Genomic DNA, 15736 nt, shown 5'->3' with positions numbered 1-15736 from the left:
ACTTGGGTAGATGTACGGGGCCAGAGTGAATTTACTTCCATAAACCGGTTGGATCATTAGATCTTCTCACAAACTTAGGTACTAGCGAGAGGTAAGTTATGCCCAATGAATTTATCCTTTCAAGGAATGCTCGATTCTATACAGCCGACCAAGTTTCTGAGCAGGATATAGCCGAAATAATTGAGGCGGCGACCAAGAATGCCGTAGAGGTTCTTGACCAGCACAGTGTTTTCCGGCAAGAAGTGGCCGCTTTAAATTTTCGCTATTCGACAGCGCTTTTCTTGGTGGAGCGAGACTTGCATTTTCATTCAGACCCGTTGCTCAAAGACAGAGTTTATGGATATATAGTCATCATCGAAATCGACAACCACCTCGTTATAACGAAGAAGAATTGCTCAGATCTTAACGATCAGTTAGATGATAAATTTGAGAAAATCAGTTACGAAGCCTTAGCAGCAGCAGTGGACACGGATACTGCGGAATTTAGAAAAATAAATGCTCGGAACATGACAGTATCCGAGCGAGCGGTCCGTAACAAATCATACGAAGCAATGAATCTAAATGGTGTCATGTCACTGCACGCTGCAGGCCGATCAATTCCATCTTACTTGCGCGTTCAAGACGGTTCCAGCACCAAATCGGTTACCCTGACTGCTGGCAGACTGGTGGAAATATCAGATCGACAGAGCATTGAGGCCGTCGCAGCTTGGGCTCGATCAGAACTTAAGCGAATGACTAGTACACATAAAAATGATGGCTTCCTAAAGAACTTTGCTCGATCGGTGGATCTGGCCGAGCTAGAAACAAACCCCAATCCGGTAATTCCAAGATCACTTCTCATTGAAACATCCATTCTAACTGAGAAGATCGAATCTGGCAGTATTAAAATTTTCTTTGAAACAAGGGCAGGAACGGCTTTTGAAATCAGAGGCAAAGCCAGGGTGTCCTTGCTAGATGTGATCGGGAAAGTTTACGAATTCGATGACAACGGCGCTGTAATAGGCCACGAAGATAGCGCTTGGCTTAAGGGGAAACCTGGCAGGAAAAGCCTAACTTTTCATTCAAAGGTTTTACAGCGGATAAAAGTTTCTATTGAAGGTGTAGAGACGATGACGCTCCTTAAATTCATACATAAGAACGGCGCGTATTCCATATGTTTTGACGATACGAGATATATGTACTTCGCCAAGAGATGTTTTATAGATGTTTCTGGATCGTCTGAAATCGATGCGTTGCTAGCGCTTTTCTTGGCTGTTCCAGCCCTTAAGTCTGCAACATCAGAAAAGGGCAAATTTCTGCCCACACAGGTCGACTTTGACATAGACACCGTATTTTCTGTCGTGGAGCAGATTCACTGCAATGATGACTTTCTATTTTGTGATGACCTTGGCGATGAATGGGCCGATCATATTTCTTTTAGCAGCAAGGAAAACTGCGTTTTTTTTGTACACTCGAAGCATGGCGAGCCAAGCTCTTCAGCGAGTTCTTTACAGGTAGTTGTAGGCCAGGCAATGAAGAATCTTGGCAATATGTATTTTTCCATCGATCAAATAGTAGCCAAATACGAAAAATCCATCCGTGGCAAAAAGATGACTGGCTCAAATATCGATAGAGTGCGGAAGAGAAATGGTCAGTTTCCCTCATTTCTCAGAAAGTTAGTAGGAAATTATAAATATGAAAGGGTATGCGTTTTGGCATGCTCTTTTGTATCCAAGTCGCAAATGAGCAAGGAATTCAAAAAAATAAAGAGTAATCAAGCCGTGGCAGGAAACATCACGCAGTTCTTCTGGATAGTCTCTTCCTTCGCTCATGCCTGCAAAGAAGCTGGTGTTACACCAAGAATCTACTGCCAACCTTAGTAGCTATGCAGGAAGCGGTTCAGAATGCACATGCACAGACGTCCCGTTACTTTCCAAAACCGAGGGTCAGAGCACGCTTCTCTCCGGTTGTCATTGACGATGCGCGAGAAGTGCTGCAGGGCCGGGATCACGGCCGCACGCAATTCGGCGAGCAGGTCACCGAAGGCCGCAGCGGCATCGGCGTCCAGCAGGAGCGCTTATATCGCGTCGAGGCTCGCGAGGAAGCTCGCCGTCAGTTCGACGCGATGCAATGGTCAACCCCGCTTCTTGACCGCGCGCTTGCCTGGGCTCACCCCGTCAGGTGTCTTGATCGCCGCGCGCCGCTGCTGCAGTTGGCCGATGGCGGCATCGGCATCGACCGTACGGCCGGCGGCGATGTCGGCCAAGCCGCGCTTCGCATCGTCGAGCACCAGGTGGATGCGCTCGCGCTCGAGCCGGTGGTAGTAGTCCAGCCGGTCGGCGTCGATCAGCGCGACGTAGCTCTCGCCGTTCTTGGTGATGATCTTCTCGGCGCCGGCCTTCGCCTGGTCGGCCAGCTCGGAGAGATTGGCGCGCGCCAGGGTGACAGACTCCACGTTGGTGACGGAAAGACCCGTTGGTACCAGCCGCCTGATCCGCTCCGGAAAGTCACCAAGCAAGCGACGCACCTCTTCCAGTTCGTAGTCCGCCTGCAGACTCAGCCAATAGCGTTCGGTCGTGCCCAACGCCGCAGCCAGGCGCACGGCGGTGTCGGCGGTGATGCCTCGCTTGCCCAGCACGATTTCGTTGATCCGGCGCGGCGGCACGCCGGTGACGCGGGCAAGTGCGTTCTGACTGATGCCCAGCGGGACGAGGAACTCGTCGCGCAGCACGTCGCCCGGATGGATGTTGGGCAAGGAGGCCATGACGGGATGCATGAATTGGTGGGTCGGCGATGGCGACCTCATCCAGCGACCATAACGGCACCCGTCATACGACGCAATCCGTTACGGCGCTGCGCAAGGCCCCTCTGCTCAAGTGTTGGAAGCACGCCAATAACGCGACGCGGCGGCGGATTGGGGCGAGCCTGCGCACGATGGGGAACTCCTCCCCATTCTTGACCTCCCATACATCCAACCCATCGCATCCTCGCCCCGATTCCAACACCGGAGGCGGGGACATGACGAAGTGGATGGGAGCGGCGCTGGCCGCGGCGATGCTGGTGACCGGCTGCGCACGGGTGGAGGGCGAGAAGTTCGTCGGCCACTGGGTCAACGTGGAGTCGAAGGACGACACGATCGACATCGAGCGCAACGGGGAGTCGTTCATGGTGCGCAACACCACCCCGCGCTTCTTCACCCGCAAGCCCAAGACCGAGAGCTACCCGGCCATCTACAAGGACGGCGTGCTGCAGGTGACCAACGATGGCGAGACGGTGAACTTCGCCATCGACGAGGCCGATGGGCACCTCAACACCGGCAGCGACGAGTACCAGCGGGTTCCGGCCAAGTGACGATGCTGGGCGTGTGCGCTCTGACCTGAGTGCATGCGCCGCCTCCCGCTCAGGATGGTGCGGCGACATTGCGGCCTCAAGAGCCCGTCAGCGCCTGAACAAGCTCCTCGGATAGAAATTAATTTGCATTTCAGGAAGCGAAATGTAATTTAATTTTCCATGGCCAAGCGAACTCCTCCGACGATGCCGCGAGCCCAGCGCCAGATCCGGGGCCTGGGCGAGCGCCTGCGTGCGGCGCGCATGCGTCGGCAGATGACCCAGGCCGAGTTGGCGGAGCGGGTCGGCGTCAGCGTGCCGACCGTGGGCAAGCTGGAGCGCGGCGATCCAGCGACCAGTCTTGCGACCGTGCTGCGGGTGCTGACCGCGTTGGGCCTGGACAAGGACATCGAGTTGCTGGCCCGCGACGACGACGTGGGTCGTCAGCTGCAGGACAGCCAGTTGCGCCGTCCGGGCGCCCGACGCGGGAGTGCGCCATGAACGGAGCCGACGACGCGGTGCAGGACCTCGCCCAGGCCGAGGTCTGGCTGGACGACGCCGACCTTGGCGATCCCGCGCTGGTCGGGCACCTCATCCGCCGGCCCAGCCGGACCGGCGATACCCTGCATTTTCAGTACGCGGACAGCTGGTTGAACCACGCCGCGCCAAACCACGCCTTTGCACTTGACCCGCAATTACCGTTGCATCGCGGCGCACTGATCGCGCGCGTCGGTGCCAGCGCGCTGACGGGCGCCTTCCTCGATTGCTCGCCTGACCGCTGGGGCAAGCGTCTGATGGATCGGCGTGAGGTCATCGACGCCCGCGAACAGCATCGCAGGGTACGTGCCCTGCGTCCCTGGGATTACCTGCTTGGGGTCAACGACGCGTCCCGCATGGGCGCATTGCGTCTGCGCACTTCCAGGGGCCGCTATCTGGACGACCATGTCCTGACTGCGCCGCCCATGACCGAATTGCGGACACTGGAAGCCATCGCGGTGCGCGTGGAGCGCGGCGACACCGACGACAGCGGCCATGACGTCACCTGGATCAGGCAACTGGTCGCGCCAGGTGCGTCGCTGGGTGGCGCCAGGCCCAAGGCCAGCGTGCGCGACACCGACGGGACGCTGTGGCTGGCCAAGTTCCCCTCCAGCGACGATCGCCACGACGTGGGCCTGTGGGAATACGTGACCTATCGGCTATCGCTGACGGCGGGCATCGCCATGCCCGCGGCGCGCGCGCTGCCGCTGTCGGATCTGGGTACCACCTTTGCGGTGCAACGTTTCGACAGGAACGGCGCGCACCGCCGCGCCTACGCCTCGGCCTTCACGCTGCTCGACGTGGACGACAGCGAGCACAGCAGTTATGCCGAGATCGCGCACGCCATCGAGAACCACGGGGCGGTGGCGGCGATCGCCGACGATCTGCGCCAGTTGTTCCGCCGGGTCGTGTTCAACGTGCTGATCGGCAATCGCGACGACCATCTGCGCAATCACGGGTTCCTGCGCACCGCCGACGGTTGGCGGCTGTCCCCCGCCTTCGACGTGAACCCCAACCCGGACAAGGACGCGCACGTGCTGGGCGTCGGCCTGGACGATCCCACGCCGGATACGCGGCTGCTGCTCGATACGTGCGCGTACTACCGCCTGAGCAAAGTGCAGGCCGGCGAGATCATCGAACAGGTGCGAACCGCCGTGCGCGGCTGGCCGTCGGAAGCCCGGCGCTGCGGCGCGCGCCATGCCGAAATCGCCGCGATGGGCGCCTTCATCGACCCGGAGCGGTGAGATGCCACGCAAGCAGTTGTACTCAACCTCGGTAGGAGTTCGCCGGCAGACTATTCGCCACGGGGTCGTTTGGGCCGCACCGGCTTGCGCCGTTCGCCTTCCAGCGCCTTGAGCTTGCGTGCGGCTTCTTCGAAATCGCGCTCGGCGGGCGATGGCTCAGCCAGTGACCGCTGCTTGTAACGAGCGAACTCGGCCTTGGAAAATTCCAATGCCTGTTCGCGGCCGATGCGGCCGGCATGGGTCAGTAGGTCGCGGTCGCTCAGGCGCAGGAAGTCGTCCAGCTTGGCGATCCATGCGGCCATGGTCATCGGCCTGCGGTTCATGGCCTGCAACTCGGCGAACTCCAGATAGGCGGTGACGATGCGGTTCAGCGCCTCCAGCTCCTCCGCGTTCAAGTAGCTCTTGGCGACGACCGCATCGGACGCGCGCGGCGCGGCGCCCACCCAGTTGGTCATGCCGCTGTGCGGCTTGCTGGCGTCGGCGCGCTCCATGAGCAGTTCGGCGGCGGTGTGGCCATGGGCCGCCCAGTGCATCTTGTTCTGCACGGTGGCGAAGAAACGCTGGCTGGCCTCGGCCGACGGGTCGTAATCCACGCTGGTGGCGTAGATGTCCAGCACCTTGCGCCAGAACAGCTTCTCCGACGAGCGGATGTCGCGGATGCGGCCCAGCAGTTCTTCGAAATAGCCATCGTCCGGCCCGCGCTTGAGCCGTTCGTCGTCCAGCGCAAAGCCCTTGACCAGGTACTCGGACAGCCGCGCCGTCGCCCACTGGCGGAACTGGGTGCCGCGCGCGGAGCGGACCCGGTAGCCGACGGCGAGGATGGCGTCGAGGTTGTAGTGATCGATGTTGCGGCGCACCTGGCGCTCGCCTTCGGCTTGAACTATTCGGAATCTCCGAATAGTTCGTTCATGTTCAAGTTCACCCTCGGAAAAAATGCTGCCGAGATGTTCATTGATCGTTGGGACAGAGACTTGAAACAGTTCTGCGATCTGCCGCTGCGTCAACCACACCGACTCGCCTTCCAGCCGCACCTGGATGCGCGTCTGCGCATCCTCGCTGCGATACAGGATCAATTCCGAGGTGGGGGCGTCCTTGTCGTCGTTACGCATGCCAGCTCCTGACGCGGCTCGTCAAAACAGCGCGCCCTGGATCGGCGTGCTGGGTAGTTCGGGAAGGATATCGGCTGCAGGCGGTGGTGGCTGCCGCTCCGCCCCACCCAACCGCCACGCCAACCCCGAGATCCGCGCCGCGTGCCGGGCCAGGGCGGCGCGCAGCACCGGTTCGCTGGCGGCGATATGCAGCGCGCGGCGGGCGCGGGTGATACCGGTGTAGACCAGTTCGCGGCTGAGCACGCGGGCGTCGCGGGCCGGCAACTGCAGCCAGACTTCCTCGAATTCGCTGCCCTGGGCCTTGTGCACGGTCATGGCGAAGGCGCTTTCGTGCGCGGGCAGTGCGGCCGGGTGGAAGCCGCGGACTTGGCCGTCGCCGGCGCCGTCGAACCAGGCGACCAGGGTGCCCTGGGCATCCTTCAGGCAGATGCCGACGTCGCCGTTGAACAGGCCGTGGCGGTAGCTGTTCTCGGTGATCAGCAGCAGGCGCCCGTGGAACCAGGGCGCGGCGGCGCCGAGGCGGCGTGCGCCGCTGGCGGTCTCGGCAAGCAGTTGTTCGATGCGCGCGTTGAGTCCGCGCGCGCCCTGCGGGCCGGCGCGCACGGCGGTGAGCAGGCGCAGGCGCGCGGCGGCGCGCAGGGCTTGCGCCGGATCGTCGGTGTCGCCGAGGGCACGCCAGTGCGCGAGCAGGGCGTCGCCGCCGGCGGCGAGCGGGTCGTCGACGCCATCGTGGAAGCGCACGCCGGCGAGTTGGCCGTCGCGCAGCAGGCGCAGGGCGCCGTCGGCGTCGCCGCTACGCACCGCGTCGGCCAGCGGCACTAGGGCGAAGTCCTGGGCCTGGCGGTAGCCGCGCAGCAGGTGCACGCGGTGCCCGGCCAGGCCGCCCTGGTCGTGCGCGACCGCGCTGTGGCCGAGCAGTGGCTGCAGCGCCTGCGCATCGTCGGGCTGCAGCGCGTCGCCGGGGCCGGCGGCCTGCAGGATCGCGGCGAGTACATCGCCGGCCTCGACCGAGGGCAATTGGTCGGCGTCGCCGAGCAGGATCAGTTGCGCGCCGTCGGCCACGGCATCGACCAGCTTGCACATCAGCGGCAGGTCGACCATGGAGGCTTCGTCGATCACGATCAGGTCGAACGGCAGCGGGTTGTCGGCGTCGTGGCGGAAGCGCGGCAGGTCGGGGATGACGCCGAGCAGGCGATGCAGGGTGCTGGCGCCGGCCGGCAGCGCTTCGGCCAGGGCCGGGTCGACGCCGTCGGCGAGGGCGCGCGCCACCGCGGCGCGCAGGCTTTCGGCCATGCGTTCGGCGGCGCGGCCGGTGGGCGCGGCCAGGGCGATGCGCGGCGGCGGCAGGCCGGCGGCGCGGGCCTGGGCGATGCGCAGCAGCAACAGGCGGGCGATGGTGGTGGTCTTGCCGGTGCCGGGGCCGCCGGTGACCAGCAGCAGGGCGCGGCGCAGGGCGAGGGCGGCGGCTTGGGCTTGGCGGTCGGATGGGTAGGCGGCGGCCGTACCCTCACCCGCCCTGCGGGCACCCTCTCCCGGGGGGAGAGGGAAGAGCTGGGCGAACAAGGGTGCGAGCGCGGCGAGGTCGTTGTGCGGCAGCGGCTGTGCGGCGAGGCGGCGCAGGCCCAGGGCCAGGCGTCGTTCGTATTCGCGGTAGCGGCGCAGGTAGAGCAGGCCGTGTTCGAGTACGAGTGGGCAGTCGGGGCTGGCCGGGTCTTCGGCAGCGGGCTGTGCGACCCAGCGTGAGGCGGCCAGGGCTCGGGTCCAGTCGTCTGCGGTGGGCAGCGTGGGAGCGGCGCCGTCGCGGCTGTCGAGCAGGAGGCTGGCGCGTGCCGGGTCGAGGCCGGCGTGGCCGCTGGCCACTGCCAGCGAGGCCAGGGCGGCGCCGGCCAGGACCAGGTCGGGGGTGTTCGGGTCGAGGCGGGACAGGCTGTGCGCGAAGGCGTGGTCCAGCGTGCGCAGGGTGCCGGTGCGGTAGAGGGTGGCGAGGAGGTTGGGTTGGCTCACGGGGTGGGGGCTCCGTGAGTGGACGTACCCTCACCCCAACCCCTCTCCCGGGGGGAGAGGGGCTTGAGCGTGCGCAGGGTGCCGCTGCGGTAGAGGGTGGCGAGGAGGTTGGGTTGGCTCACGGGGTGGGGCCTCCGTGAGTGGACGTACCCTCACCCCAACCCCTCTCCCGGGGGGAGAGGGGCTTGAGCGTGCGCAGGGTGCCGGTGCGGCGGAGGGTGGCGAGGAGGTTGGATTGGCTCACGGGGTGGCTCCGTGGGCGGACGTACCCTCACCCCAACCCCTCTCCCGAGGGGAGAGGGGCTCAAGCGGGGCGCCGGCGAAGAGGGTGTCGACGCCATCGATCAGGTCTGGGTCGAAGCGCCAGGCGTGCACGCCTGGCGACGGGTCGCGGGCGGCGTCCAGGCCGCGGCAGAACAGGTAGCGCACGCCGCCGAAGTCGCGGGCGTAGTCGTAGGCACCGCCCAGGCGGAAGCGCAGCCAGCGGTGCAGCGCCACGGTGTAGATCAGCGCCTGCAAGGTGTATTCGCTGTGCGCCATCGCCCGCGCCAGGGCGTCGGGGTCGTAGGCCGGCAGGCGGTTGGACTTGTAGTCGAGCACGTACCAGCGGCCGTCGTGCTGGTAGGTGAGGTCGATCAGGCCGGTCATCAGCCCCTCCAGGCGCTGCCGCGCGCCGAACGCCTGGCGCTCGCCGGCCACGCCGTAGCGGTGCAGCAGCGCCAGCAATGCGTCAACGCGCGTCGGGCGCATGGCGAAGTGGAATTCCATTTCGTTGCGCCGCTGCTCCTCCGGCACCGCAGCCAGGCAGGTATCTTCGGGTAACGCCACGGTGAGGGTGTTGCCGACGAGGGCGGTGAGCATGGCGGTGCCGTCTTCCAGTTCGTCCTCGGCATAGCCGCCGCGTTGCAGCGCTTCGACGATGGCGGTGGCCTGCCCCGCTGGCGCCGGCTGGCCCGGGTGCCAGTCGCGCCAGGCGGCGAAGTCGCAGCGCTCGAACACGTCGTGCATGGCCACGCCGAAGCGGTTGCCGACGAAGCGGCGGTCGACCATGTCCACCTCCACCGCGGCGCTGACCGGCTCGCTGGCGGCGGGTTCGTCGCTGCCGCCGCTGCTGGGCACGGTGCCGCTGGCCATCGGGTCGCTGCCGGCATCGGCATTGGCGAGCTGGGTGAAGCTGTACACCCACCACTCCGGCAGCACGCGCCGCTGCGGCACGCGCGCCGGCGGCACCGGCGGCGCCGGCTCGGGCGGCAGGCGCGGCAACTGCGGCGGCGGCGGGGTGCTGTCGATGGCGATGGCGCCGGGAGCAGCGGCGGCCTGCAAGGCATCGAGATCGCGCAGCATCGGTGCCAACGCGGTGCGCTCGTGCTGCGGAAAGGCGCCGGTGGCGATCCACAGTGCGTGTTCGGCGCGGGTCAGGCCGACGTAGAGCAGGCGCGCGTCCTCGGCGCGCTGTTCCTGTTTCCACGCGGCTTCGGCGGTGTCCCAGGCCGGGTCGGATTCGCCGCCGCTGCGGCCGGTGTTCCACTGCAACTGCCGCCCACCCTGCGGCGCCGGCACCACGCAGTGGCGCCCGGGGCTGCGCTCGCTGCGGCCGATGCCGGCGTACGGCAGGAACACCAGCGGATACTCCAGGCCCTTGCTCTTGTGCAGGGTCACGATCTGCACGCGGCGCGCATCCGATTCCAGCCGCAGTTGCTGCGCCTCGTCGCTGTCGTCGGCATTGGCGATGCGCCGCGCCAGCCAGTCGACCAGGCCATGTGGACCGAGTGCGCGGGTGTCGGCTTCCTGCAACAGTTCGGCGAGCTGCAGATAGTTGGTGAGGCGGCGTTCGCCGTCGACCAATGCCAGCAGGCGCTGCCCGTGTGCGGCGCCGAGGTCGCCGATCAGGGCCAGCGGTCCGCCGCGCTGCCAGCGCTCGCGCCAGTCCAGCGCCTGTTGCTGCCAGCGGCGTTGGCGCTCGCCGTCGTGGTCGAGCGCGGCAATCGCTGCGGCGTCCTCGCCGATCAGCACGGTGGCCAGTGCCGCGCGCAAACGACCGTCGTCGCCGGGATCGAGCAGCGCCTGCAGCAGGGCCAACAGCTCCAGCGCTTCGTCGGTGGCGAACAGGCTGCGGCGACCGGCGGCGACCGCGGGAATGCCGGCGGCGGCAAGCGCCTGCTGGATGCGCGTGGCCTCGCCGTGGCTGCGCACCAGCACGGCGATGTCGCCGGCCTGCACGGGGCGGCCGAGCAAGCTCGCGCGGCCGTCGCGCGCATCGGCCAGCCAGCCGCGGATCGCCGCGACGCAGGCGGCGGTGCACAACTCGCGGGCGCGACCGGCGCTCCACGGCTTGGGCTTGCCCGGCGCCTTGGCGGTGGCCGGTGGCGGCGGCGGTTCCGGTGCGCGCCACACGGTCAGCGCCGGGGCCGGCACGCCGCCGCGTTGCAGGTCGGCATCGACGCGCTTGCTGCCCGGCTGCACCGGGTGGAAGGCGATGCCGTCGGTGAGGAAGGCCTCGGCATAGCCGGCCTGCGCGTACAGCGCGTCGATCGCCGCCAGCAGCGCCGGGCGCGAGCGGAAGTTGTGCGCCAGCGGCGGCGCGCGTTCGGCATCCGCGGCGGCGGCCAGGTAGGTGCGCACGTCGCCGCCGCGGAAGCCGTAGATGGCCTGCTTCGGGTCACCGATCAGGGCGAGCAGCGGCGGCGTGTCGTCCTGCGTGGGCAGCGATGCGATCGTCCCATCGTCTTGCGCCGCAGAGGGATCGGCCGTCGCCGGGGCGAACACCTTGCGGAAGATCGTCCACTGGCGGTCGTCGGTGTCCTGGAATTCGTCGACCAGGGCGACCGCGTACTGCGCGCGCAGCCGCTGCGCCAAGGCGGCGCCGTGCGGGCCTTCCAGCGCGCGCGCCACGCCCTCGACCAGGTCGTCGTAGGTCTGCACGCGGCGCTGCCGCTTGAGATAGGCCAGGCGCTCCGCCGCGTCGGCGCGCAACGCGTGCAGCAGGCAGATGCGGCGTTGCGTTCGCCACTGCGCCAGCTGCGCCAATGCGGCCAGGTAACCGTCGATGGCGTGGCCCAGCGGCGAGGCCGGGGTGCGTTCGGCGTGCTTCTTGTTGGTGCCGGCAGCCAGTTCGGCGGCGGTGAGCTTGACCAGCTTCGGATGCGGCGGCGCGTCCGCGGTCGGTGCCGCGGCGAAGGCGTCCAGCCAGTGCCACAGCGCGGTCAGCCAGTCGGGCTTGTAGCTGACCTTGCTCAGCACGCCGGCATCCATCGCCGCGGCGATCGCCTCGAAACAGGCGGTGCCGTGCGTGCGGAACGCCTCGGCCAGCGCCACGCCGGCGCGCTGCGCGGCCTGCTGCAACACAGCGCCGTCCTCGGCGGAAAAGACCGGCGCGGCCGGCAACAGCGTCGGATGCCGCACCAGTTCGCGCAGATCGATGGCCATGCCGTCCGGCCCGCCCGGCCACAGCGCCACCAGGTCCTCGGCCATCGCCGGATTGGCGGCGCGTTGCCGCCACAGGTCGGCGGCGACGTCGCGCAGCAGTTCGCGGTCGTCGGTGAGCAGTTGCGGCGCGGCGAAGGCCTGGCCGCTTTCCAGCGCGTGCTCGCGCAGCACGCGCGCGCAGAAGCCGTGGATGGTGAAGATGGCGGCGAGGTCGATGTCCTCGGCCGCCTGCTGCAGGCGGCGGCGCAGGGCCGCTGGGGTTTCGGTGCTGGCGGCCAGGTGCGCGGTGAGGATTGCGCGGGTGAGGGCGACGTCGGGCGGGTCTTGTTGCGGGGTTGGGCGCGATGGGTCGTTCGCGGCTAATCCCGAAAAGGGGACAAGAGCCGCTCCTACGAGGTCCGGGGCGGAGTCCGGTACCAGACTGGCCGCCAGCGCCAGGCGCTCGCGGATGCGCCGGCGCAGTTCCTGGGTGGCGGCCTCGGTGAAGGTGACGGCGAGGAGTTGGCCCAGACGCAGGCCGCGTTCGACCACCAGGCGGGTGAATAAGGTGGCCAGGGTGAAGGTCTTGCCGGTGCCGGCGCTGGCCTCGATCAGGCGCACGCCGTGCAGCGGCAGTTGCAGGTAGGGGTCGCGGTCGGGTGCGGCGCTCATTCGGCGTCCTCCTGCGTGCCGCGCCAGCGCTGCCAGCTTTCGCTCAGCCGTTCGGGATCGAGCGCAGGGCCGGCGTCGCCCTGTTCGAGTAGGCCGAACACGCGTTGGCTGGTGGCGGCGAAGTCGGCGAAACGCTGCGCATCGGCGAACGGGTCGCGGCCGCGGCCGACCAGGCGCAGTTCCGGGCTGTCCGCCTCGCTCCAGCCGAAGCTGGCCTGCCATTGCGCGGCGGCGTCCTTGATCGCCTTGTCGAGATCGCCGGTGCGCGCGGCCTGGTAGTACTTCCAGCTGCTGTACGGCGCGAACGCCAGCGGCGCCTGGCGGCCGTGGCGATACAGCTGCAGCAGCTCGGCCAGCGCCTGCTGCGCCTGCGCGGCGGGCAGCGGCTCGCGGTCCATCGGATGCGGACCGAGGCTGTCGTCGTGGTCGAAGAAACGCACGTAGGGCGCGCGTTCGCCGGCGGCGCGCAGCAGCAGCCATTCCAGCCCGTGGCGGATCGCGCTGCGCCCGCTCAAGGCGCCCACCTGCACGCGTGCCACACCGGGCGCGTACCAACCCGGCAGGCGGCCATGCAGCGCGGTGCCGTCGAGGTCCACCTGCAGCCGCGGCGCCAGCGGCGCGGCGTCACCACCGCGCCACTGCCGGAACGCCTCGGCATACGGGCGCAACTGGCGCACGCGCTCGTCGAGCTGGCGCCGGCCCAGCGGCCCCGACGGCAGCAGCGCGCGGGCGCGCAGGCGTTCGTACAGGGCGTCGGTGTCCTCGCGCAGCACCGCCTCGAACACCTGCTGCTGCAGGCCGTACTGATCGAGCCCGCGACTGGGTGCCAGCAGCGGTTCCAGGTCGCTGTCGGCCTGCGCCGGATCGGGCAGGCGCAGGCCCAGGCGCTGACGCAGGAACTGCCCGGCCGGATCGACCAGCAGCCGGCGCAGGTCGTCGATGGACAGCTGCGAAGGCAGCGCGTCGTCGGTCGCGGCCGGCAGATCGTCGATCCACGGCGCCAGCGGCTGGCGCTGGCCGACCAGGCTGTCCACCGCCGGCCGCCATTGCCGGCGGTAGCTGAAACGGCGCGGGTCGGCATCCTCGGCACCGGTGGCGCCGAACGCGGCAGCGGCGAACGGCTGCAGCGGATGCCGCACCACCAGCGCCGCGGCCGCGGCCGGATCGGCGTGGTACTGGGCGGCACAGGCCAGCAGTTCGCCGACCAGCGGCGAGGGTTCGCGCACGCTGCCGTCGCGTGCATCGGCGCCCAGGTAGCTCAGGTAGAACACCTCCTGCGCCGAGGCAAACAGCTGCAGGAACAGGAAGCGGTCGTCCTCGCGCGTCGAACGGTCGCCGTGGCGGCGGCGCGTGGTGCCCAGTTCGGCGGTGAGGCGGTTGAGCCCGGCGGCCGGATCGCGGCGCGGGAAATCGCCGTCGTTCATGCCCAGCAGGCAGATGACCCGGAACGGCAGCAGTCGCATCGGCACCATGCGGCCGAAGCTGATGCCGCCGGTGAGCAGCGGCGCGCGCGTGTCCGATTCGCCCAGCACCGCGGCGAAGTGCGCGCGGACCACCTCGGCCGGCACCGCGTCGGTGTAGTCGGCGCGGGCGGCGTCGCGCGCGAACTGGTCGATCAGCGCGCGCAGCCGCTCCAGCGCGCGCTGCTGGCGCGGCGCCGACGGGCTCTGCGGCAGCAGCGCCTCGAGCAGGCCCAGCAGCACTTCGCGCCACTGCCCAGGCGGCATCGGCTCGGCCAGCGCGGCCTGGTGGCGGTCGAGCACGCGCAGCAGGCGCAGCAGCGTGTCCAGCGCGGCCAGGGCGCTGCCTTCCAGCTGCGGCCACGGCGCCACGCCGTCGATGTCGTCCTCGGCGCCGCTGGCGTGGCCGAGCAGCAGCCGGTCCAGGGCGAAGCGCCAGGTGTAGGCGTCGTCGGCCGGCGCCTGGTGACGCTGCCGGTGCGCCGCGTCCAGGCCCCAGCGCGCGCCGGCAGCGTGCAGCCAACTACGCAGACGCTCCAGTCCGGCCTCGTCCAGGCCGGCGGCCTCGGCGATCGGCGCGCTGGCGATCAGGTCCAGGATCTCGTGCAGGCCGAAGCGCGCGATCGGCAGCCCGAGCAGCGCCAGGAACACCTCGGCCAATGGCTCGCTGGCCAACGGGCTGGCGTCGGCCAGCGCATAGGGCAAGGCGTCGTCGCCGGCGTGGCCGCCGAATACCGCATCCAGGTACGGCACGTAGGGGTCGATGTCCGGCGACAGCACCGCGATCTCGCGCGGCTGCAGCGGCGGCTCGAAACGCGGGTCGTCCAGCAGCGCGCGCAACTGATCGTGCAGCACCTGCAATTCGCGCAGGCGGGTGTGGCAGGCGTGCACCTGCAGGCTGGGATCGTGCGGATCCACCGCGGCCAGCGGCGCCGGCCGCGCCGGCGCGCGGCGATGGAACAGATCGCTCTGCATGCGCCGCAACAGACTGTCGCCGAGGCCGCCCTCGGCCAGCGCGCGCCGGCCCGACTCCAGCGGATCGGCGTAGACCGCGATCTCGGCCAGCGGATGCACCACCTCGTAGTCGCCGATCAGCGCCATGAAGTCGCGCCCGGCCGCGCCCCAGGCCTGCAGCAGCGGGTTCTCCTGCACGTGGTCGGCGAACAGGTCCACCGCCCCACCCTCGCGGCGGCGCTGCCACAGCGTCTGCAGATCGCCCCAGTAGCCCTGCGCGGGGGTCGGCAGGTAGAAGTGCAGCGTGCCGGCGCGCGCCTGCGTGGCCAGCACGCGCAGCACGTCGGGGGAGATGTTGAGCACGGCGAAGGCGAACAGGCGCCGCGGCAGGCCCTGCGGCAGCGGCCCGTCGGGGCGCGCGTAGCGGTCCAGGTATTGGCCGATGCGGCGTGCGCGGTAGGCGCGGCCCGTGGCGATACGCCGCCACAGCCGCGCCTGCGGATCGTCCGGGTCGGCGCCGCCTTCCCAGCGCAGCAGCCAGTCGCGGCGCCAGGCCTGGTACTTCTCGAACACGTTGCTCAGCTCGCCGGCCAGGCTCCACGGCTTGAGCGCATCGCCGTCGGCCAGATAGCCGGCCAGCGGCGCCAGCGCCGCATCGCTGCCCAGGTCGCCCTGCAGCGCCGCGTACAGGCGCCAATGCATGGTCGCCATGTCCAGGTCGTCGGCCGCCGCGCCGAGATTGCGCTCCAGCGCGCGCGCGACGAACTCGCCGGGGGTGAGGAATTCCAGGTTCGCCGCCACTCCGTGCACCGCGGCCAGGGTCGACTGCAGCCAGCGCCGCATCGCCACCTGCGGGATCAGCACCACCTCCGGCGCCAGCAAAGGCTGCCCCGGCGGCGGCCGGCGCAGTTCTTCGGCGAGCAGGGCGGCCAGGGTATCCAGCGCGTTGGACGGATACAGCCGGAAATCGGGCGCGGACGGGGCAGGCATGTGCCGGGCATTGTGCCGGATGCGGGCAGGCGGCGCTTTTGGGCACAGCCATGTG

Annotated in this window: 8 protein-coding genes and 1 pseudogene; 4 read left to right on the top strand and 5 right to left on the bottom strand. The window is 68.0% G+C overall.

Going from position 1 to position 15736, the window contains the following annotated elements; all coding sequences use genetic code 11:
• Positions 1-98 precede the first annotated feature (98 nt).
• On the top strand, positions 99-1859 hold the full coding sequence (locus RAB70_RS03955; RefSeq protein WP_148827737.1) for a hypothetical protein: 1761 nt from the start codon (positions 99-101) through the stop codon (positions 1857-1859).
• Between the two features lie 602 nt (positions 1860-2461).
• Here RAB70_RS03955 and RAB70_RS03945 read toward each other — a convergent pair.
• Positions 2462-2743: pseudogene (locus tag RAB70_RS03945) on the bottom strand (HigA family addiction module antitoxin); the annotation flags it as partial.
• 254 nt (positions 2744-2997) lie between these two features.
• On the opposite strand from RAB70_RS03945, the gene RAB70_RS03940 reads away from it, so the two are divergent.
• From RAB70_RS03940 to RAB70_RS03930, 3 genes are all read left to right on the top strand, one after another.
• Positions 2998-3330 carry a hypothetical protein gene (locus tag RAB70_RS03940; RefSeq protein ID WP_010341478.1) on the top strand — a complete coding sequence of 111 codons (333 nt, stop codon included), beginning with the start codon at positions 2998-3000 and terminating at the stop codon, positions 3328-3330.
• A gap of 183 nt (positions 3331-3513) precedes the next feature.
• On the top strand, positions 3514-3807 hold the full coding sequence (locus tag RAB70_RS03935) for a helix-turn-helix domain-containing protein (RefSeq protein ID WP_148827738.1): 294 nt from the start codon (positions 3514-3516) through the stop codon (positions 3805-3807).
• Positions 3804-5087: a type II toxin-antitoxin system HipA family toxin gene (locus RAB70_RS03930; RefSeq protein ID WP_148827739.1), complete on the top strand. Its 1284-nt coding sequence runs from the start codon at positions 3804-3806 to the stop codon at positions 5085-5087. Before RAB70_RS03935 ends, RAB70_RS03930 begins: the two co-directional genes overlap by 4 nt.
• Before the next feature lie 50 nt (positions 5088-5137).
• On the opposite strand, the gene RAB70_RS03925 is transcribed toward RAB70_RS03930, so the two are convergent.
• From RAB70_RS03925 to recC, 4 genes are all read right to left on the bottom strand, one after another.
• Positions 5138-6196 carry a virulence RhuM family protein gene (locus RAB70_RS03925; RefSeq protein WP_225851532.1) on the bottom strand — a complete coding sequence of 353 codons (1059 nt, stop codon included), beginning with the start codon at positions 6194-6196 and terminating at the stop codon, positions 5138-5140.
• A 21-nt stretch (positions 6197-6217) separates the two neighbouring features.
• On the bottom strand, positions 6218-8200 hold the full coding sequence (gene recD, locus RAB70_RS03920; protein WP_148827740.1) for an exodeoxyribonuclease V subunit alpha: 1983 nt from the start codon (positions 8198-8200) through the stop codon (positions 6218-6220).
• A 240-nt stretch (positions 8201-8440) separates the two neighbouring features.
• Positions 8441-12277 (bottom strand): exodeoxyribonuclease V subunit beta, encoded by a 3837-nt coding sequence (gene recB, locus RAB70_RS03915; RefSeq protein WP_148827741.1) that lies wholly within the window; start codon positions 12275-12277, stop codon positions 8441-8443.
• The gene (gene recC, locus RAB70_RS03910; RefSeq protein WP_148827742.1) at positions 12274-15681 is read right to left on the bottom strand and encodes an exodeoxyribonuclease V subunit gamma; all 3408 of its coding nucleotides are present in this window, start codon (positions 15679-15681) and stop codon (positions 12274-12276) included. The genes recB and recC overlap by 4 nt, the downstream gene beginning before the upstream one ends.
• Between the last annotated feature and the right edge of the window lie 55 nt (positions 15682-15736).

It is taken from the genome of Xanthomonas sontii (assembly GCF_040529055.1).
Classification (GTDB): Bacteria; Pseudomonadota; Gammaproteobacteria; order Xanthomonadales; family Xanthomonadaceae; genus Xanthomonas_A; species Xanthomonas_A sontii.
This window is presented reverse-complemented; position numbering and strand designations above follow the sequence as displayed.